14 protein-coding genes and 1 pseudogene are annotated in these 19,911 nt (G+C 67.6%); 10 read left to right on the plus strand and 5 right to left on the minus strand.

The features are described 5' to 3' along the window. Nucleotides 1-436 precede the first annotated feature (436 nt). Entirely contained in the window at nt 437-1,990 is a 1,554-nt protein-coding gene (locus WS62_RS23740; protein ID WP_066576027.1) for a methyl-accepting chemotaxis protein, read from the plus strand. A gap of 116 nt (nt 1,991-2,106) precedes the next feature. Here the strand turns inward: WS62_RS23740 and WS62_RS37605 are convergent, their stop codons facing one another. Further along, nucleotides 2,107-2,679, minus strand: coding sequence for a hypothetical protein (locus WS62_RS37605; RefSeq protein WP_197422911.1), 573 nt, complete (start codon nt 2,677-2,679; stop codon nt 2,107-2,109). A 114-nt stretch (nt 2,680-2,793) separates the two neighbouring features. On the opposite strand from WS62_RS37605, the gene WS62_RS23745 reads away from it, so the two are divergent. The 3 genes from WS62_RS23745 to WS62_RS23755 all read left to right on the plus strand — a co-directional run bounded on the left by WS62_RS23745 (nt 2,794) and on the right by WS62_RS23755 (nt 6,591). Further along, entirely contained in the window at nt 2,794-4,578 is a 1,785-nt protein-coding gene (locus WS62_RS23745; protein WP_066576029.1) for a peptidoglycan D,D-transpeptidase FtsI family protein, read from the plus strand. A 185-nt stretch (nt 4,579-4,763) separates the two neighbouring features. Then, nucleotides 4,764-5,765: an arabinose ABC transporter substrate-binding protein gene (locus tag WS62_RS23750; RefSeq protein WP_066576032.1), complete on the plus strand. Its 1,002-nt coding sequence runs from the start codon at nt 4,764-4,766 to the stop codon at nt 5,763-5,765. Nucleotides 5,766-5,826: 61 nt separating this feature from the next. After that, the gene (locus WS62_RS23755; protein ID WP_066576034.1) at nt 5,827-6,591 is read left to right on the plus strand and encodes an SDR family oxidoreductase; all 765 of its coding nucleotides are present in this window, start codon (nt 5,827-5,829) and stop codon (nt 6,589-6,591) included. A 282-nt stretch (nt 6,592-6,873) separates the two neighbouring features. On the opposite strand, the gene WS62_RS23760 is transcribed toward WS62_RS23755, so the two are convergent. Both WS62_RS23760 and WS62_RS36860 read right to left on the minus strand, forming a co-directional pair. Further along, nucleotides 6,874-8,616, minus strand: a complete 1,743-nt coding sequence (locus WS62_RS23760; RefSeq protein ID WP_066576036.1) for a cation:proton antiporter domain-containing protein — start codon at nt 8,614-8,616, stop codon at nt 6,874-6,876. A 684-nt stretch (nt 8,617-9,300) separates the two neighbouring features. After that, a complete protein-coding gene (locus tag WS62_RS36860; RefSeq protein WP_156441108.1) occupies nt 9,301-9,576 on the minus strand; it encodes a hypothetical protein in 276 nt (91 codons plus the stop codon). A gap of 380 nt (nt 9,577-9,956) precedes the next feature. Here WS62_RS36860 and WS62_RS23770 point away from each other — a divergent pair, with 380 nt between their 5' ends. The 4 genes from WS62_RS23770 (at nt 9,957) to WS62_RS23785 (ending at nt 15,186) form a co-directional block, all read left to right on the plus strand. Next, complete coding sequence (locus WS62_RS23770; protein ID WP_066576050.1) at nt 9,957-10,859, plus strand: metal-dependent hydrolase; 903 nt, start codon at nt 9,957-9,959, stop codon at nt 10,857-10,859. Nucleotides 10,860-10,929: 70 nt separating this feature from the next. Next, nucleotides 10,930-12,876, plus strand: a complete 1,947-nt coding sequence (locus WS62_RS23775; RefSeq protein WP_066576053.1) for a carboxypeptidase regulatory-like domain-containing protein — start codon at nt 10,930-10,932, stop codon at nt 12,874-12,876. Between the two features lie 13 nt (nt 12,877-12,889). Continuing rightward, entirely contained in the window at nt 12,890-13,237 is a 348-nt protein-coding gene (locus tag WS62_RS23780; protein WP_066494421.1) for a hypothetical protein, read from the plus strand. Between the two features lie 881 nt (nt 13,238-14,118). Next, nucleotides 14,119-15,186, plus strand: a complete 1,068-nt coding sequence (locus tag WS62_RS23785) for an ornithine cyclodeaminase (protein ID WP_066576056.1) — start codon at nt 14,119-14,121, stop codon at nt 15,184-15,186. 78 nt (nt 15,187-15,264) lie between these two features. On the opposite strand, the pseudogene WS62_RS23790 reads toward WS62_RS23785, so the two are convergent. Both WS62_RS23790 and WS62_RS23795 read right to left on the minus strand, forming a co-directional pair. After that, nucleotides 15,265-15,684: pseudogene (locus tag WS62_RS23790) on the minus strand (Lrp/AsnC family transcriptional regulator). A 166-nt stretch (nt 15,685-15,850) separates the two neighbouring features. Beyond that, nucleotides 15,851-17,197, minus strand: coding sequence for an APC family permease (locus WS62_RS23795; protein WP_156441109.1), 1,347 nt, complete (start codon nt 17,195-17,197; stop codon nt 15,851-15,853). 259 nt (nt 17,198-17,456) lie between these two features. Between WS62_RS23795 and WS62_RS23800 the strand changes: the two genes are divergently transcribed. Further along, nucleotides 17,457-18,332 carry a MurR/RpiR family transcriptional regulator gene (locus WS62_RS23800; protein WP_066576059.1) on the plus strand — a complete coding sequence of 292 codons (876 nt, stop codon included), beginning with the start codon at nt 17,457-17,459 and terminating at the stop codon, nt 18,330-18,332. Between the two features lie 236 nt (nt 18,333-18,568). Then, nucleotides 18,569-19,900, plus strand: coding sequence for a glutamine synthetase family protein (locus tag WS62_RS23805; protein ID WP_066576061.1), 1,332 nt, complete (start codon nt 18,569-18,571; stop codon nt 19,898-19,900). The last annotated feature ends 11 nt before the right edge of the window (nt 19,901-19,911 follow it).

Genomic DNA, 19,911 nt, shown 5'->3' on the forward strand with positions numbered 1-19,911 from the left:
TGACGGATTCGCACGCCTTGCCGTCGCGCTTTTCCGCCGTGCCCTCGCGCGTTTCGTCTCACTCGGTCGATCCGCCGGCCGCCCGCATGGCCCCCGCATGGCCCCCGCATGGCCCCCGCATGCCGCGCGCGTCGATCCCGATGCTCCGACATCGGCCGCGACAAGCATTGCCGATCGCCGCGCCATCGATCGAACGACGACGGCATCGTCCATCCGGCCGACGAATCGCGGTCGCCCGCGCAACTGGCCGATGGCTTGCTCCCATCCGCCCGCCCACATAGGCCACGCCCGCATGCCGGGCGACATCCGTCAAACCGCCCTCAGGGCTTCCCCGCGTTCCGCCCGCACCTAGGGAATACCCGCCTGCGCCCGCGGTCCTCCGCGCCGATAAACAGGCATTCGTCCCCATGCCTCAGCCGCTCCACGACTAAAGACCATGCGCTCTCTCTCCCTGAACCATAAGCTCACGTCGATGATCGTCATCCTCTGGGTCGGTCTGCTGCTGATCGGTGCGACCGGTGCATGGCAGAACCGCACGTCGATGGTCTCGGACCGGCGCGAGCAGCTCGCGAACCTGACCGCGCAGGCATACAGCGTGAGCGAGCATTTCTACAAGCTGTCGCAGCAAAGCGCGATGCCCGAAGCCGACGCGAAGCGCGCCGCGCTCGAAGCGATCGCCGCGATGCGCTACGGCAAGGACGGCTATCTGTCGATCAACGACTCGAAGCCCGTCGTCGTGATGCACCCGATCAAGGCGGAGCTGAACGGCAAGGACGTGTCGGGCTTCACCGATCCGGGCGGCAAGCACCTGTTCGTCGAGATCGTGAAGGCGGGCAACGCGCAAGGCGGCCTCGGCTTCGTCGAATACATGTGGCCGAAGCCGGGCGCCGACAGGCCGATCGACAAGACAAGCGCCGTCCGCCATTTCGCGCCGTGGGACTGGTACATCGTGACCGGCATGTACATGGACGACCTGCAGGCCGCCGTGCTCGCGAGCACCGGCCGCTGGCTCGCGATGACGGCCGTGCTCGGCATCGCGGCGACGATCCTGATGGTGTTCGTGCTGCGCAGCGTGCGCGGCAGCCTCGGCGGCGATCTCGAGGCGGCCGTCGAGACCGCGCAGCGGATCGCGCAAGGCGACCTGACCGCGCACGTCGACATCCGCCGCGGCGACCGCGCGAGCCTCCTGCACGCGCTGCACACAATGCAGGCGGCGCTCATCGACATGGTGTCGCGCGTGCGGCTCGGCACCGAGAACATCAACGTCGGCGCGTCGGAGATCGCGGCCGGCAACACCGACCTGTCGCAGCGCACCGAGCAGCAGGCGGCCGCCCTCGTGCAGACGGCGTCGAGCATGGACGAGATGACGTCGAACGTGAAGCACAACGCGGACAGCGCGTCGCAGGCGGCCGAGCTCGCCGACGAGGCCGCGCAGGTCGCGACGCGCGGCAGCGCGGTCGTCGACGACGTCGTGCGAACGATGGACGAGATCACCGACGCGTCGCGCAAGATCGGCGACATCATCGGCGTGATCGACGGCATCGCATTCCAGACCAACATCCTCGCGCTCAATGCGGCGGTCGAGGCGGCGCGCGCGGGCGAACAGGGACGCGGCTTCGCGGTCGTCGCGGGCGAGGTGCGCACCCTCGCGCAGCGCTCGGCGACGGCGGCGAAGGAGATCAAGTCGTTGATCGAGACATCGAACACGACGGTCGAGCACGGCGCGTCGCTCGTCACGCGCGCGGGCACGACGATGACGGAGATTGTCCAATCGGTGAAGCGCGTCAACGAGATTCTCGAGGAAATCAGTCACGCGTCGCGCGAACAGAGCGCGGGCATCGACCAGGTGAATCGCGCGGTCGGCGAGATGGACCAGGTCACGCAGCAGAACGCGGCGCTCGTCGAGCAGGCCGCGGCCGCCGCGCATTCGCTGAAGGATCAGGCGGACGCGCTGCGCTCGGCGGTCGCGCAGTTCGCGCTGCCGGCCTGATCCGGATGTGATACGGGCGACGAGGGGCGGCGGCCGCCCGGGATGCTCCCGGGCGTCGCCCGGCCGCTTCGCGCCCGCTCCGTCGCCGTCCGCTTCTTGCCGTCGTTCGCGCGTGCTTATCGGCGTATCGCCGATTCCCTCCCGCGATCCGCGCGTCGGCGCGCTCGCGCTGACCGTTTTTCGCTAACCGTTTTTCGCTGACCGTTTTTCGCTGACCGTTTTCCGCTGATCGTTTTCCGCTGATCGTTTTCCGCTGACCGTTTTCCGCTAACCGTTTTCCGCTGATCGTTTTCCGCTGATCGTTTTCCGCTGATCGTTTTCCGCTGACCGTTTTCCGCTAACCGTTTTCCGCTGATCGTTTTCCGCTGACCGTTTTTCGCTAACCGTTCCCCGCTGACCACCTCCCGCTTGCCGATGTCGGCGCGCCGCGCTCGGCGCTTCCGCACCGCCTGACCGCTGCCGACGCCACGGCGCCTCGTCGCGCGCCACCCTCCTTCCGCGACGTTCCGCCGATCGACGTTCGCGTCGGCCACATCCGCCGCGACGCCCGCATCCGAAACATCGATCGCATCCGCCGCGATCGCTGATCGACAACCCTTCCTCGACCGCCGTTTTCCGATGCGCGCGCCGCGCTTCGCGCGCCCCCGAGCGTCCTTCGCCGCCTCCGCCCCGCCCGCGCACTTCTTCAATATTTATCAGACTTTTCAACGATTTGGCGGCCAAAGCAGACGAAATCATTACTCATTCATTACAATTCCACTTTCGGGACGCGATCCGCGATCCCGCCCAGCGATAGCGAGCCCATGCGCCTCAAGAAAAAACCGAAGTCGTCCGATCCTTACGTCGCCGTCGCGAAGAGTCCGATGCTGTCGTCGAACCTGCCGATGTGGCGCTCGAAGTTCATCGTGATCCTCGTGTTCATCGCGTTCGGCACGCTGATCGCCCGTGCGTTCTGGGTGCAGGTCGCGAATCAGGATTTCTACGTGGGCCAGGGCCAGAAGCGCTATCAGCGCACGATCGAGCTCGGCGCGATGCGCGGCAGCATCGTCGATCGCAACGGCGCGCTCCTCGCCGTCAGCCTGACGACCTATGAAATCTGGGCAAATCCGAAACAGGTCGACGAAGTCGCGTACGCGCCGCTCGCGAAGCTGCTCGACCTGCCGCTCGCCGAAGTGCGGCGGCGCCTGACGAGCGACCGTTCGTTCGTGCTGCTCAAGCGCCAGGTCAATCCCGAAACGGCCGCCCGCATCGAAAAGCTCGATGTCGACGGCGTCACGCAAGTCGCCGATTCGAAGCGCTTCTATCCGGAAGGCGAATCGGCCGCGCACGTCGTCGGCTTCACGAACGTCGAGGACCAGGGGCAGGAAGGCGTCGAGCTCGCCGCGAACGGGCGGCTGTCCGGCACCGCGGGCCAGCGCCAGGTGATCCGCGACCGGCTCGGCCGGATCATCTCCGACACCGGCCCGCTCGTGCCCGCGCAGCACGGCGCGACGATCGAGCTGACGATCGATCGCCGGATCCAGCAGCTCGCGTACGCGCAGCTCAAGTCCGCGATCGTCGCGAACAACGCGCAGGCGGGCAGCGTCGTTGTGCTCGACGCGCAGAACGGCGAGATCCTCGCGCTCGCGAACTACCCGACGTTCGATCCGAACGACCGCGCGCGCCTGACGGGCCAGCAGTTGCGCAACCGCGCGGTGGTCGACACGTTCGAGCCCGGCTCGACGATCAAGCCGCTCGTCGTCGCGCTGTCGATCGACGCGGGCAAGGTACGGCCGCAGACGATCATCGACACGTCGCCAGGCTCGTACCGGATCGGCCCGAACGTGATCCACGACACGTCGAACCACGGCGCGATCACGGTCGCGCAGGCGCTGCAGATGTCGAGCAACATCGCGCTCGCGAAGCTCGCGCTCAACCTGCCCGCCGAGACGATCTGGAACAAGTACCAGGAATACGGAATCGGCCGCGCGCCGGAACTGACGTTCCCCGGCGTCGCGTCCGGGCGGCTGCGCCCGTACAAGCGCTGGCGGCCGATCGAGCAGGCGACGATGGCCTACGGCTACGGCCTCTCGGCGTCGCTGCTGCAGATCGCGCAGGTCTATACCGCCTACGCGGGCGACGGCATGCTGCATCCGGTGTCGCTGCTGAGAACGCGCGCCGATCCGTCCTCCGTCGACGCGCACCGCGGCCATCGCGTGACGACGCCCGCCACGGCCGCCGCGATCCGCTCGATGCTGGAAATGGCGGTCGGCCAGGGCGGCACCGGGCGCGCCGCGCGCATCGACGGCTACCGGATCGGCGGCAAGACGGGCACCGCGCGCAAGCAGGTCGGCGCGTCGTACGCGAAGGGCAAGTACCGCGCGCTCTTCTCCGGAATGGCGCCGATGAGCAATCCGCGCCTCATCGTCGCCGTGATGATCGACGAGCCGGGTGCGAGAAGCTACTACGGCGGCACGGTCGCGGGACCGGTGTTCTCGTCGGTGATGAGCGGCTCGCTGCAGTTGCTCGGCGTGCCGCCCGACGCGCCCGTTACCGCCGAGAAGCCGGCGGCGAGCGGCGCGAGGGCGCCCGCGAAAACGAAGGCATGACGCGACGCCGCCACCGCGATGCGGGCGCTGCGCCCGCACACATCCACCTCGATCCCATTCTTTAGGATCACCTCGCATTATTTGAAAGCCCGCTTACCCACCGCCTACAATTTCCCGCACGACATGCATGCCGTCCGCGGCTCGCAAGGCCGCATCCATCGAAACGGAGCACGAAGGAGACGCTTATGGGATTGCGCTGGCCCCAAGCCGCCCTCGTCTGCGCGAGCGTCGCCGCCAGCCTGTCGGCGGCGGCCCCCGCGCATGCGGAAGGCGCGGCGCCGGTAAAGATCGGCTTCGTCGTCAAGCAGCCCGACGACCCGTGGTTTCAGGACGAATGGCGCTTCGCCGAGCAGGCGGCGAAAGACAAGCACTTCACGCTCGTGAAGATCGCCGCGCCGAGCGGCGAGAAAGTGTCGACCGCGCTCGACAGCCTCGCCGCGCAAAAGGCGCAAGGCGTGATCATCTGCGCGCCCGACGTGAAGCTCGGCCCCGGCATCGCCGCGAAGACCAGGCGCTACGGAATGAAGCTGATGTCGGTCGACGACCAGCTCGTCGACGGCCGCGGCGCGCCGCTTCCGAACGTGCCGCACATGGGCATCTCCGCGTACAAGATCGGCCGGCAGGTCGGCGACGCCATCGCCGCCGAGGCAAAGCGGCGCGGCTGGAATCCGGCCGAGGTCGGCGTGCTGCGGCTCGCGTACGACCAGTTGCCGACCGCGCGCGAGCGCACGACGGGCGCCGTCGACGCGCTGAAGGAAGCCGGCTTCCCGGTCGCGAACGTCGTCGACGCGCCCGAAATGACGGCCGACACCGAAGGCGCGTTCAACGCGGCCAACATCGCGTTCACCAAGCATCGGAACTTCAGGCGCTGGGTCGCGTTCGGATCGAACGACGACACGACGGTCGGCGCGGTGCGCGCGGGCGAAGGTCGCGGAATCGGCGCCGACGACATGATCGCGGTCGGCATCAATGGCAGCCAGGTCGCGATGAACGAGTTCGCGAAGCCGAAGCCGACGGGCTTTTACGGCTCGATCCTGCTGAACCCGCGGCAGCACGGCTACGACACGTCGGTCAACATGGTCGAGTGGATCACGCGGAACCGGACGCCGCCGCCGCTCGTGCTGACGTCCGGCACGCTGATCACGCGCGCGAACGAAAAGACGGCGCGCGCGCAGCTCGGGCTGTGAGCGCCGCCGCGCGGCGCGCGGCGGCAGCATCGGCCACCCGTTTCGAACCGAAGGAGAACGCATGACGACACGCACCACGCTGATCACGGGCGCCGCGGGCGGCATCGGGCAGGCGCTCGTGCGCCGCTTTCTCGCCGCGGGCGACCGCGTGCTCGCGCTCGACCGCGACCGTGCGGCCCTCGCCGCCTTCGTCGATACGCTCGGCGATGCGGCCGTCGCGCCCGTCGTCGACGATCTGGGCGACGCCGAGCGCCTCGCGGCCGCGCTCGCGAACGAGCCCGTCGACGTGCTCGTCGCGAATGCGGGCACCGCCGCGTCGGCGACGCTGCGCACGACGACGAGCGCGTCGTGGCGCGCGGATCTCGACGCGAACCTGACCGCGACCTACGTGAGCGTCGAGGCGGTGCTCGCCGGGATGCGCGCGCGCCGCCGCGGCGCGATCACGATCGTCGGCTCGGTCAACGGCGTCGCCGCGCTCGGCCATCCGGCGTACAGCGCCGCGAAGGCGGGGCTCGTCAGTTATGCGAAGTCGCTTGCAATCGAATACGGGCGCGACGGCGTGCGCGCGAACATCGTCTGCCCCGGCACCGTGAAGACGCCCGCGTGGGAAGCGCGCGTTCGGCAGAACCCGCAGGTGTTCGAGCAACTGAAGAAGTGGTATCCGCTCGAAGACTTCGCGACGCCCGACGACGTCGCGAACGCCGCGCTGTTCCTGTCGTCGGACGCGGCGCGCGCGATCACGGGCGTCATGCTGCCCGTCGACGGCGGACTGCTCGCCGGCAATCGCGTGATGGCGCAGGAGCTAACGCTCGAGTCGTTCTATTGACCGTTCGATGCACGTGATGCGCGCGGTGCGACGGACGCCGCGCCGCGCGACGTCGATCGGAATCCGCGCGTCGACGATCGGGACGCGGCGCGGCGCGGCTTCGATACGCCGAACTGGCGATTCCGTCGCGATTGCGCCGATCGGGCGATCCGGGCGAGCGATCCGCCCGCCGGAGCGAGGCGTTCATGCCGCGAATGCCGCGAACGCCGCGAGCAAAACGCTGCGCCCGCAATCTCGCTTGGTGGCTATAGCGCAAGCGCCCGCCTCCCGTCCCGCCCGCGCTTAATGCGCGGCCGCCGAGCGCGCCTGCCCAGCATCCGCGCCCATGCGCGCAAGCACGTGCTCGGTCATCCCGCGCGCGAGTTCCGTCTCGCCGACGAACACGTCGCCCATCCCTTCGTTCGCGAGCAGCGCCGCCTCGTCGTCGCTGTTCGTGCAGAGCGCAATCTCGATTGCCGGATTCAGCGTGCGCGCGATGTCGACGATCTGCCGCACGTCGAACACGTCGGGCAGCGTGACGACCAGCATCCCCGCGCGCGCGATATGCGCCTGCACGAGCACGATCGGCTCGATCGCGTCGCCGGACACCGCCGCGACGCCGTCCGCGCGCAGCTTCTCGACCGTCTCCCGATTCTGCTCGACGACGACGTACGCGATGCCGCGCGCGTCGAGCGCCTGCGCGATTCGCGTGCCGACGCGTCCGTAGCCGACGATCACGACCTGCCCCGTCAGATGCGTCTGCGGCGTCGACATCGGCAGCGCGGCGAGCGGATCGTCGCGCGACTCGAGCCGGCGCACGAACGCCGAGTGCTTGCGGATCCACGCGAGCGCCGGATCGATCGCCGCGAACAGCAGCGTGTTGAGCGCGATCGACAGGAGCGCGACCGCGAGGATCAGGCTCTGCCCTTCGGCCGACAACAGCCCGAGCCCGAGCCCGAGGCTCGCGAGGATGAACGAGAATTCGCCGATCTGCGCGAGGCCCGCGCCGACCGTGAGCGCGGTGTTGAGCGGATAGCGGAACGCGAGCACCAGCGCGACGGCCGCGAGCGTCTTGCCGACGACGACGATCGCCGCGACTTCGAGCACGTGCAGCGGCTCGTCGATCAGCACGCGCGGATCGAACAGCATGCCGACCGAGATGAAGAAGAGGACCGAGAACGCGTCGCGCAGCGGCAGCGTCTCGTCGGCCGCGCGGCGGCTGAACTCCGACTCGCGCATCATCATCCCGGCGAAGAACGCGCCGAGCGCGAACGACACGTCGAACAGCTTCGCCGCGCCGAACGCGACGCCGACCGCCGCCGCGATCATGCACAGCGTGAACAGCTCGCGCGAGCCGGTGCGCGCGACGAGCCACAGGATGCGAGGGAACACGCGCTTGCCGACGATGAGCATCAGCGCGATGAACGCGGCGACCTTCAGCAGCGTCACGCCGAGCGCGCCCCAGAGGCTGCCGCCCGCCGGCGCGGCGGCCGCGTCGCCGTGCGCGGGCGCGCCGCCGCCGAGGAGCCCGGCGAGCGGCGGCAGCAGCACGAGCACGAGCACCATCACGAGATCCTCGACGACGAGCCAGCCGACCGCGATCCGGCCGTTGACCGATTCGATGAGCCCGCGCCCTTCGAGCGCGCGCAGCAGCACGACCGTGCTCGCGACCGACAGCGCGAGGCCGAACACGAGCGCGCCGCCGACGTTCCAGCCCCACAGCAGCGCGAGCCCGCCGCCGAGCGCCGTCGCGACGGCGATCTGGACGATCGCGCCGGGCAGCGCGATCTTGCGCACCGCGAGCAGATCGCCAAGCGAGAAATGCAGGCCGACGCCGAACATCAGCAGCATCACGCCGATCTCGGCGAGCTGCTGCGCGAGCGCGAGATCGCCGACGAAGCCGGGCGTACCGGGACCGATCACGATGCCGGCGAGCAGATAGCCGACGAGCGGCGGCATTTTCAGCAGCGACGCGAGGTAACCGAGGATCATCGCGAGACCGAAACCGGCCGCGAGCAGTGCAATCAGGCTGACGTCATGAGGCATCCGTGCTCCATTTGATGACTTGATGTAACGATTTCGTAAACATTGAAGGATAAGGGATCAAGGCGACAAATGTGCGAACTGGCTAAAATTTGCCGGGGGGCGATCGCGTGAAAGGCGGCCGGGGCCGCCGCGATCGGGCAAACGCGCGTTCGGACGGACGGCGATGCGCTCGCCGATCGCTCGGCGAAACGCGCGCCCGCGCGTCCGCGCACAAATGCGCATGCCTCACGCGCGCCGGCCGGATGTGCCGATCGCGCGTCGCCATGGCGTGCGGCGACGCGTGAATGCCGGTTCGCGGCCGGATCGACGCCGCCGCCCGCGACCGGTAAAAGCGAACGCCGCGAACGCTGCCGCGCGCGACAGGCGGACAACGAAGCATCACTTCGTGGGAATCCCGCGACGGATGACCGAGCGGCGAAAACGGTGCCGCGCGAAGGGAGAGCTCGGTAGCCAGCGGCATGGACCGTCGCGGACGTTCGATCCGCCGTTCCGTTGAAACGCCGACTTTCGCTCGATTCCGGCCGGGTTGGCTCGATCGAGCCCATCGAGATCGAAACGGACGACGTCGATGCCGCCCGGCCGAGATGACGGCTATTCGGCCGACGACCGCCCTCGCCTCACCGACCGAATTCGAATTTCCGTCTAATCCGATTTCGTCCGGCCGTCTTTGATTCGAATCAAATTTCAATCGGCCAATGCGGAATTAATAGTCTTTCTATTAGAAATTCTTTGGAGAAAAGGCTCCGCCGCCATTTCCGCGACCATCTGTCGCATCGCGCCGAATCCGTTCGAAAATCGAACCGCGTCCCTTCCGCAGAACGCCGTCCCCGCCTGACTTTCCGCCGGCCGATCAAACGGCGCGCGACACGCGTCCATCGCCGGCAGTTTCAATTGCCGGGATATTCCCATCGCGGCATCAGGGGAAATCCCCACTCGAAACGACTGGTGCTCGCCGAGCAAGCGATTATTATCGTTACATCATCCAATGTAACGATTGACGATGAATTCCGGCGAGCGGCGTTGCGGCGCGCCCGATGCGAACCGATGCCGACGAAGAGGCAATTCGATGCGAGTGTCCGCGATGACGTCCCCGCTGTTCCGAGCGTCGCCGTGCGCCGCGCCCGCACACCGGCTACCCGTGTCCGCATCGCGCGTCTCGACGCCATGCGCCTGCGGGCACATCCGCAGGCGGCGCGGCAGCACGCGGCGGCCCGGCGGCGCGCACGGCAAACGCCTTCGGCAGCGCCGCGCCCCATTCGCAATCCCGCATCCACCAGCCACACGCGACACGGGACGGCCTCGCGCCGTCCGATGAATTCAAAAACCACAGGGAGGCACTCATGGCAGTCGGCAACCACCATCCGATCAAGGCGCGTCACGTCAAATTCGATTTCGGCGAGACGCCGCTCCAATGGATCCCGGGCGATCCGGCGAGCACGCACATCATCGACACGCTGAACCTGCTGTTCCCCGAAGGCGAGCTCTGGTTCTGCCGCGTATACAACAAGGCGCTGCCGCTCATCGACGACCCGGCGCTGCGTGCGGACGCCGACGGCTTCCTGCGCCAGGAAGCGGTGCATTCGCGCTCGCACCACGCGGTCGCGAAGCAGTGCTATGCGCGGCACGGCGTCGACACGCAGCCGTATACGAAGCGCCTCACCTGGCTCTTCAGCAAGGTGCTCGGCGAGGCGCCGCTCGGCCTGAAGATCGGCGGCACGCGCTTTTGGCTGCGGCAGCAGCTCGGCGTCATCGCCGCGCTCGAGCATTTCTTCGCCTATCTCGGCCGCTGGGTGCTGAACGCGCGCGAGCTCGACGAAGCGCACGCCGATCCGGCGATGCTCGACCTGCTGCGCTGGCACGGCGCGGAGGAAGTCGAGCACGGCACCGTTGCGTTCGACCTGCACCGCTACATGGGCGGCGGCTACTTCGGGCGCGCGTTCCACATGGTGCTCGCGATCTTCCTGTTGGTGCTGTTCGTGTCGATGGGCTCGAGGTTCATGTACACGCGCGATCCGAAGGCGGGCCGCTATCCGGGCTTCGTCCGCGCGTGGACGCTCGGCTCGCGGCGCGGCCATCTGCCGTCGTTCTGGAAGACGATCGGCGCCGCACTGCGCTACTTCATTCCCACGTACACGCCGCACGGCGAAGGCTCGACCGAGCTCGCGCTCGAATACCTCGCGCGCTCGCCCGCCGCCCAGGCGGCCGCGCACGGCGGCAACTGGGGCGGGAAAAAGACCACCTGAGCTCGCGGCCCGCGCGCCGTCGTTCCCGCGGCCGCATTCATCGATTCCGTTTGCCTACACCACATCACTCATGATCAACACTCCCTTGAAATGGGCGTCGTACCTGTTGCTGCTGAGCGCGCAGGCCGCGAGCCCCGGCGCGTCGGCTGGCACGCTGACGGGCACGGTCTCGTCGGACGGCAAGCCGCTGCCCGGCGCGATGGTCACCGTGTTCGACGCGGCGCAAACGCGCCGCGACACCGTCTATACCGACCGCAACGGCCAATACAAGATCGCCGTCGACTTCGCCGGCAGCGTGCACGTGCGTGCGCGCACGCCGTACTTCAAGGACGCCGCGCAGGACCTCGCGCTCGCGTCCGACGCGCGCAAATCGCTCGACTTCGCGCTCGCGCGGCAGACGGTCGCCGAAGAGCTGTCCGCGAGCCTGCCGGCGTCCGCGCATCTGAGCTCGCTGTCGTGGAACAGCCAGGACTCGCGGACGACGTTCATCAGCCAGTGCAACTACTGCCATCAGGTCGGCAACGCGCTGACGCGCACGCCGCGCGACGAAGCCGCATGGAGCGCGACGGTGCGCCGAATGGAGGGCTACGCGGCGCTCCTGACGAACAAGCAGGCGCAGGACATCAGCCATGCGCTTTACAAGGGGATGGACGGCCGCGCGGTCGCGGCGGTCGAGAAATACCTGTACGACGACGCGCTCGCGCCCGCGAAGATCAAGGAATGGGCCGCGGGCGACGGCCTCACGTTCATCCACGACGCCGACGTCGGCGTCGACGACCACCTGTACGGCGCCGACGAGGGCCACGACAAGATCTGGGAGCTCGATCGCAAGACCGGCAAGCTCAGCGAATGGAACGAGCCGGACATCGACCTGCCGCAAGGAGGCGTATTTTCCGGCGTGCAGTTGCCGATCGGCGTGTTCAGCGGCAAGCAGGGGCCGCACAGTCTCGCGCAGGCGGCCGACGGCCGGTTCTGGATCACGAACGCGCTGTCGTCGACGCTCGCGTCGTTCGATCCGGCGACGAAGCGCTTCAAGCGCTACCCGCTCGGCCACTCGCACCTGTATCCGCACACGATCCGCATCGACCGGGCGGGCATCGTCTGGTTCACGATCGTCGCGTCGAACGAAGTTGCGCGCTTCGATCCGAAGACCGAGACGTTCACGATCATCCACCTGCCCGACGGCGGCTTCTGGCGCGTGGTGTCGCACTATCTGTTTCCGCTCGTCGTGAAGATCGCCGCGTGGTTCCCGCAGCAGAACCTGCAGCTCGCGGTCACGCATCACAAGTGGGCGTTCCAGGGCCGCGACGCGTTCCCGTTCCCCTACGGGATCGACGTCGATCCGGTCGACGGCTCGATCTGGTACGCGAAGCTCTATGCGAACAAGATCGGCCGCATCGATCCGAAGACGCTCGACGTCACCGAGTTCGACACGCCGCTCGGCGGTCCGCGCCGGCTGCGCTTCGATCCGCAGGGCAATCTGTGGATTCCGGCGTTCGACGACGGCGGGCTGATGAAATTCGATCCGCGCACGCATCGCTTCGAGACCTACAAGCTGCCGCTCCTCGCGCACAACGAATACGAAGTGCCGTACGCGCTGAACGTGAATCCGAAGACGGGCGACGTGTGGATCACGTCGAACATGTCCGATCGGATCTTCCGCTTCGTGCCGGCCACGCAGACCTTCGTCTCGTATCCGCTGCCGACGCGCGTCACGTGGCTGCGCGACATGGTGTTCACGCAGGACGGCGCGGTGTGCTCGAGCTCGTCGAACCTGCCCGCGTACGGGATCGAAGGCGGGCGCGCGTCGTTCATCTGCCTGTATCCGGACGGCGAGCGCGGCGGCGCGACGGCGGCGTCCGCGGCGGTCGCGGGCATCGCGCCGCCGCGCGCGGCGGCGGGCCGGGACGCGTCTGGCCTGGTCGCGCCCGGCCAGGCCGGATCAAGCCGGATCGGATCGATCCAGACCGGCGCGATCAAGCTCGTCGCCGCACACGGCGATCGTTCGAAGCACTAAGCGGGAATCCGTCATGAACATGCAAACCTTCCTGATGTATCTGCTCATCACGGTGCTGATGGCGCCGCTGCTGTTGGTCTACGGCCTGCCGTTCATCGTCGGCGCGCGCCTCTTCAGCCGCCTCGCGCGTGCGCACCTCGGCGCGCGCGTGCGCTACGCGGTCGCGTGCGGGATCGCCGCGCTCGGGATCGCGCCCTCGTACGACGCGTACCGCGCGCCGCTGCCGATCTATGCGCACCGTCTCGAAGGCGCCGACGTGAGCACGGGCTTCATGCTCGCATCGTTCGCCGTCACGTGGATCGTCGTGATGATCGCCGCGCGACTGTGCACCCGTCGCCGGCAGGTGACGCAAGGCGCGTGAGCGGCCACGCGCGCGCTCCGTAGCCGTTGGCCCGGCATCGCCGCGCAGCGTCGCGGCGATGCCGTTTCGGCGGGATCACGAATCGAGCGCGCGCCGGGCGCGCCGCTCGCATGTTTCGGATCGGGCCGTCGCGGTAAGGGCCGAGCGCCGTTGCAGCAATCGGGCCGGCCCGTGCCGCGCAATGCGCGAAGCGTCGCCGGTACTTCCAGAGCCATAGCGCGAGCGGCGCGAGCAGCATCGTCCAGATCCGTTGCGCGGCCTCGTTTGCGCATCGGCGACGGCCGTGCGGCTCGGCCACCCACGACGCATGTCGCGCACCCTCCTGCGCCGAACGAAAACGCGCATGGAACGGCATGAGCGACGCCCCCGGCCATCATTTGACGCAAGCATAGGATGAGGCCGTCGCAAGTCAAGCCGAACCGGGGCGGCGCCGTGCGCCGTCGGGTCGAGGCACGCAAGCAACGACGAAGCGAAGCATCCGCTTATTGAGGGACGGGCACGCGTCACGCAACGCGTCGCACGCCCGCACGCGATCGTCGATCGCTGCCGCGTTGGCGCGCGACGACGCCGTACGCGATTCGGCGTGGCGCGCGCGACGTGTCGCGGCCCGCCGCCGGCGGCAGCTTTGCTGCGCGTCGCTCGCGTGCGCGCCGCGCGCCGCCGCGTCACGGCTCCGCGACCGCGACCATCACCGGATACGCGCTGAACGCCGCCGTCGCCGGCTCGCGCGTGCGCGGCACGAACCGATGCGATGTCGTCATTTCGTCAGGTCGGCTCGTCGTTTTGATCGGACTTCGGCGCAAACGCGGCATTTGCGCCGCTATCGACCGACATCCGCCTCTGCAACACTGTGATCGTCCCAATCCGTCAGGAGGTCAGGTATGCCGTCCCATCTTCCCGCGACCGTCTATTTGAGCGCCGACGACGTCATCCGTCTCGTGCAGCGTGTCGGCCTGCCGAAGTGCATCGCCGAAGTCGCCGTGCGCATCGAGCGCGATTTTCTGCGCTGGCGGGAATTCGACAAGAGCGCGCGGGTCGCGTGTCATTCGCGCGACGGCGTGATCGAGTTGATGCCGATCGCGGATGCGCGCGAGTTCGCGTTCAAGTACGTAAACGGCCACCCGAGGAACACCCGCGACGGCCTGCCTACCGTCATGGCGTTCGGCATGCTGGCCGACGTCGCCACCGGTGCGCCGCGCCAGCTCTCCGAGTTGACGCTGACGACGGCGATCCGCACCGCCGCGACGTCGGCCGTCGCCGCGCGCGCGCTCGCGCGTCCGGACAGCCGGACCATGGCATTGATCGGCAACGGCGCGCAGAGCGAGTTCCAGGCGCTCGCGTTCCGCGATCTCGTCGGCATCCGGACGCTGCGCGTCTACGACATCGACCCGGCTGCGACCACGAAGCTCGTGGCGAACCTGCGCGACGAGGCGCTCGAGATCCGGGTTTGCCGCGACGCCGCCGAAGCGGCCGACGGCGCGGACATCGTGACGACCGTCACGGCCGACAAGGCCAACGCGACGATCGTCACGCCGGACATGATCGCGCCCGGCGTGCACGTCAACGCAGTGGGCGGCGACTGTCCCGGCAAGACCGAGTTGCACGCGAACGTGCTGACGCGGGGCAAGGTCTTCGTCGAATACGAACCGCAGACGCGCATCGAGGGCGACATCCAGCAGATGGCGCCGGACTTCCCGGTCGTCGAGCTGTGGCAGGTGCTCGCCGGGCACGCGCGCGGCCGCGAGACCGCGGCCGACGTGACGATCTTCGATTCGGTCGGCTTCGCGCTCGAAGACTACTCGGCGCTGACGTTCGTGCGCGACGCCGCCGCGGCGCTCGGAATCGGCGACCTCGTGGAGCTGATTCCGGCCGCCGACGATCCGAAGGATCTGTTCGGCCTGCTGCGGCGACAGACATCCGGCGCGCGGGCGGCCCTCGCGCTGCCCTGAACCGGCGGCGAGGCGACCGGCAGCGACGCAGCCGCCTTCGCCGGCTCGCCCCGGGCAGGTTGTCGGCGTGAACGGGCCCTAACGATAGCGCTTGAGCAGGATGCTCGTTTCCGTGTGCCTGATGCCCTTGATCAGGCGCACCCGCTCGAGCGCCGTCGACAGCTCGGCGGGCGACCGCACCCTCAGCTCGGCGAGCAGATCCCAACGGCCGTTGGTGTCGTGAAGCGCGACGACGCAAGGATCGCCGGGCAGATTCGCGATGACTTCGCGCGCCCGGTTGCCCTCTACCTGGACGTCCATCCACGCGCGGATATTGCCGAGCTCCCTCTGCCGCCTGAGCCGAACCGTGTAGCCGATGATCGCCTATGCGTCTTCGAGACGGCGCAATCGATGCGCGACTGTCGTGCGGGCAACGCCGAGCTTCACGGCCAGCGTCGCGACGTTCATCCGCGCGTCGGCACGCAAGAGTGCGATCAATCGGTTATCCGTATCGTCCATGAAGATTCGCTGTACATCGACGCTCGCCGCGACGCGGAAAGCATGCATGCGTGGACGCGCTGCATCGGCGCGACGCGGCCGCCCGTCTGGTCCGCGAAGAAAACGCCATGCCCCAAGCGAGCCCGTTCATCGCCGCCCCTCTGACTGACCCCGCATCGCTTGCGAATCAAACTTCGAGCCGAACGTCGCGCCGCAGCACCTTGGTCAGCACGACGTAGTAGACAACGCCGACGGCGAGCCAGCTCAGTCCCAGCATCCAGGTGTCGTGCCCCATCGAGTACAGCACATACGCGAGAATCACGAATCCCACGGCCGGAAACACGAGATGCTTGAGATACTGTCTGGACTTGTTTCGAATCACGAAGTGATTGACGACGGACACGTGCAGCATCAGGAATCCGGTCAACGCGCCGAAGTTCACGAAGCCGGTGATCCGGTCGAGCTGATCGATGAAAGCGAGCGACACCGCCAGCGATACGATCGCGACGAGACCGATGCTCACGTAAGGGGCCCGGTATGTGTCCGATACGCGCGCAAGCACGCCGGGCAGCGTCCGGTCGCGCGCCATCGAAAACAGCACGCGGGCGATGGATGCCGTCGACACGAACGAATTCGCGATGCCCCAGGCAATCGCCGTCGACCAGGCAGTCAGCCGATTCAGCCATTTTCCGCCTGCGAGCTCGGCCGTTTCGTAAAACGCGGTATCCGGCGACTTGAATGTCGTTCCGTGAGCGAGATCGCCGGCGATCCAGGTCTGCAGGATGAACAGCGCGCCGACGAGCAGCAGCGCCGTGAGCGTCGCGTTGCCCACGACCTTCTGGTCGCCGCCGGCCACCTCCTCCGACATCGTCGAAATCGCGTCGAATCCGAGGAACGACAGCGCGGCAACGGAAACGGCGGAGAAGATCACGCCGACGCTGAACCGCACGGGCTGGAACAGCGGATCGAGCGTCAGATGGCCAGCCCCCACGCCGCGCCCGTAAAGCGCATAGAGGCCGCAGACGCAGAAGATCGCGAGGACGATCAGTTGCGCGTACAACATCAGCTTGCTCGCCTGCGCCGTCACTTCGACGCCGCACAGGTTCACGCCCGTGCCGCACGCCATGAAGATCACGACCCAGACCCACTTCGGCAGCGCGGGGAAGAGCGGCGCGAGCGCCGCCGCGCTCGCGATGTAGAGCAGCGACGGAATCAGGATGTAGTCGAGCAGGATCAGCCAGCCGGCGAGGAATCCCGCGTGCTCGCCGATGCCCCGCTGCGCATAGGTGTAGACCGAGCCCGCGAGCGGAAAGTCGGCCGACATCGCCTTGTAGCTCATCGCGGTGAAGAACATCGCCGCCATGCCCACCGCGTACGCCAGCGCCACCATGCCGTTCGCGGCCTCGGAAACGTATCCGTAGATGCCGAACGGCGCGATCGGAATCATCCACACGAGCCCATAGACGACGAGGTCCTTGAAACCCAGCGCCCGCTTGAGCTCCTGCTTGTAGCCGAATTCTTCGATGGACATCATGCCCCCTGCAGACAATGAATCGATTGCTTCGCCACGGTCCTGATTGCATGCTTTCTTCGCCATGCGAACTTCATGGGCCGCGCGAAGCAAGCGTCTTGCTGTTTCCGTACTCCGACCGGGGGTTCTGGGGGAGCCGGCGGTGGATACCCTGTCCGTCGAACTGCGTCGCTCGGTGGTCCTCGCGGCTCGACTTTCTCGAGCCATGGCGGCATCCTAAGCACAGGAAATAACGTTTTCAATAGACGCCAATATTCATCGAATGAAAAAAATTCCTCAAACCCTGCTCTACCGGCTGCGCGCGGCGCTGCAAACGTTCAGCCCCGCCGAGAAGCGCGTCGCGATGACGCTGATCGCCGACTACCCGATCACGGGGCTCAAGACCCTCGTCGAGATCGCCAACGCTGCGGGCGTCAGTCCGGCGACCGTGTCCCGCTTCGCGGAGACGCTTGGCTTTTTGGGGTTCCCGGATTTTCAGCGGGCGCTTCACGAGGATGTCGCGGCGCGCTTTTCGTCGCCCGGCCTGCAGTTCGACAAGACCCCGGAGCGCAGCGCCGATTCCGGGCGGCCTCACGCGACCGCGAAAGCGCTCGGCAAGCTGGTGACGCAGACCGTCGCGTCGGTGGAGCGGCGCGACGTCGAACTGCTGATCGAGAAGCTGACCGACCCGAAGCGGACCGTCTATTTCCTCGGCGGCCGCCACAGCGGCTCGCTCGCCCGCTATTTCCAGCAGCAACTGCATCACCTGAGAAGCCGCACGGTGCTCTTCGACAGCGTGAACGCCGACGCGATCGACGCATTGATCGAGTTCGACACGCGCTCGGTGCTCATCGCGTTCGACTTCCGCCGCTACCAGCACGACACGACCCGTTTCGTCGCCGCAGCGAGCGCCCGCCGCGCGCATGTCGCGGTTTTCACCGATCCGTACATGTCGCCGGCCGTCAAGCACGCGAGCCAGGTCTTCCTTTGCCGGACCGCGACGACGTCACCGTTCGACAGCTACGCGAGCGGACTCGCGCTGATCGACTTCCTGACCCAGGAGCTCGCGACTGCATTCGGCGAAACGGGTCACGAGCGCGTGTCGAAGCTGGAAAGCGTGCGCGAGGAATTCGGCCTCGAGTACGTGTTGCGCAAGTAGTCGCCTGCCCGCGTGCGCGGCTCTTCTCCGGCGGCCTCGATGACGCCCGGCCGGATATGAAAAAAATTATCATATTTTTTATTTTTCATCATCCATGGCGATTTATTATCATCACCAGCCGACCTGCCCGCCCTTGCGCAGCAGGCCGGCGGGCCGGTGAATCGTCCCGTGCGCCGGCCCCACCCGCCCGAATAGGCAGGAAGCGACGGGCGCCCCGTTACCGAGACAAACGCGATATGTCCTCCAACGTCGCCTTGCGAGCCGGAAGCGAACCGCTGTGTTTCTTCCTGACCAACGATTTTTCCGGTTTGAACCGCGGCCGCGGCTTCCCCGCGCAGGATCTCGCGCGCTATCTCGACAGCGGCTGCGGCTGGGTGCACGCGAACCAGGCGCTCACGCCATTCGGCCCGATCGGCGACGGCCATCCGTTCGGCCCGCTCGGCGATCTGCGCCTGCGCGCGGACCCGGCGACCGAGGTGCGCTACGGTTTCGACGACGGCGCGCAGCCGCTCCATTTCCTGCTCTGCGACATCGTCGACTACGCCGGCGCGCCTTGGGACTGCTGCCCGCGCTCGTTCCTGAAGGCGGCGATCGGCGACCTGCGGCGCGAAACCGGCCTGATCGTGCGCGCATCGTTCGAGCACGAATTCACGATCACGAATCTCGCCGAGGTCGCGCCGCCGTTCTCGTACCGCGCCTATCGGCTCGCCGAGAAACTGTGCGGCGAGATCGTCGCGGCGATGCGTGCGGCGGGCGCGGGCCCGGAAATGATCCTGCCGGAATACGGCGCGGGCCAGATGGAGATCACGATGGCGCCGGCCGACGCGTTGAAGGCGGCCGACAACGCGGTCGTCGTGCGCGAGCTCGTGAGGGAGCTCGGACGGCGCAACGGCCTGCACGCGACGTTCGCGCCGAAGGTGTCGCCGACGGGCGTCGGCAACGGCGTTCACGTCCATTTCGGGCTGTCGCGGGAAGACGGCACGCCCGTCAACTATGATCGCAACGGCGCGGGCCTGCTGTCCGCGACGCTCGCCCACTTCTGCGCGGGCGTTCTGCGGCACTTGCCCGCGCTGATCGCGCTAAGCGCGCCCAGCGGCATTTCGAATCTGAGGCTGCAGCCGCATCACTGGAGCGCGGCTTTCACGTGCATCGGCTCGCAAAACCGCGAGGCCGCGCTGCGAATCTGCCCGGCGACCCGGCAATCGACCGCGGAAAGCGCGCATCACGTCGAATTCCGCGCGGCCGACGGCTGCGCGTCGCCGTATCTGGCGCTCGGCGCGCTGATTCGCGCGGGCCTCGACGGCATCCGGCGGCAAGCGCCGCTGCCGAAGCTGCTCGACGTCGACCCGTCGAGCCTTTCCGATGCGCAGCGGCGCGAAGCCGACGTGCGCACGCTGCCCGGATCGGTGCCGGAGGCGCTCGCCGAGGTCGATGCGGACCCCGAAGTAAAAGGCTGGTTCAGCGACGACTTCTGGCGATGCTACCGCGCGATGAAGCGCGCGGAGCTGAACCTGCTCGCCGGCTTGTCGGCGGAAGAAATGTGCGAACGATACAGCCGAGTGTATTGATTCACCCGATT

This window comes from Burkholderia sp. ABCPW 14 (genome assembly GCF_001523835.1).
GTDB lineage: Bacteria > Pseudomonadota > Gammaproteobacteria > Burkholderiales > Burkholderiaceae > Burkholderia > Burkholderia mayonis.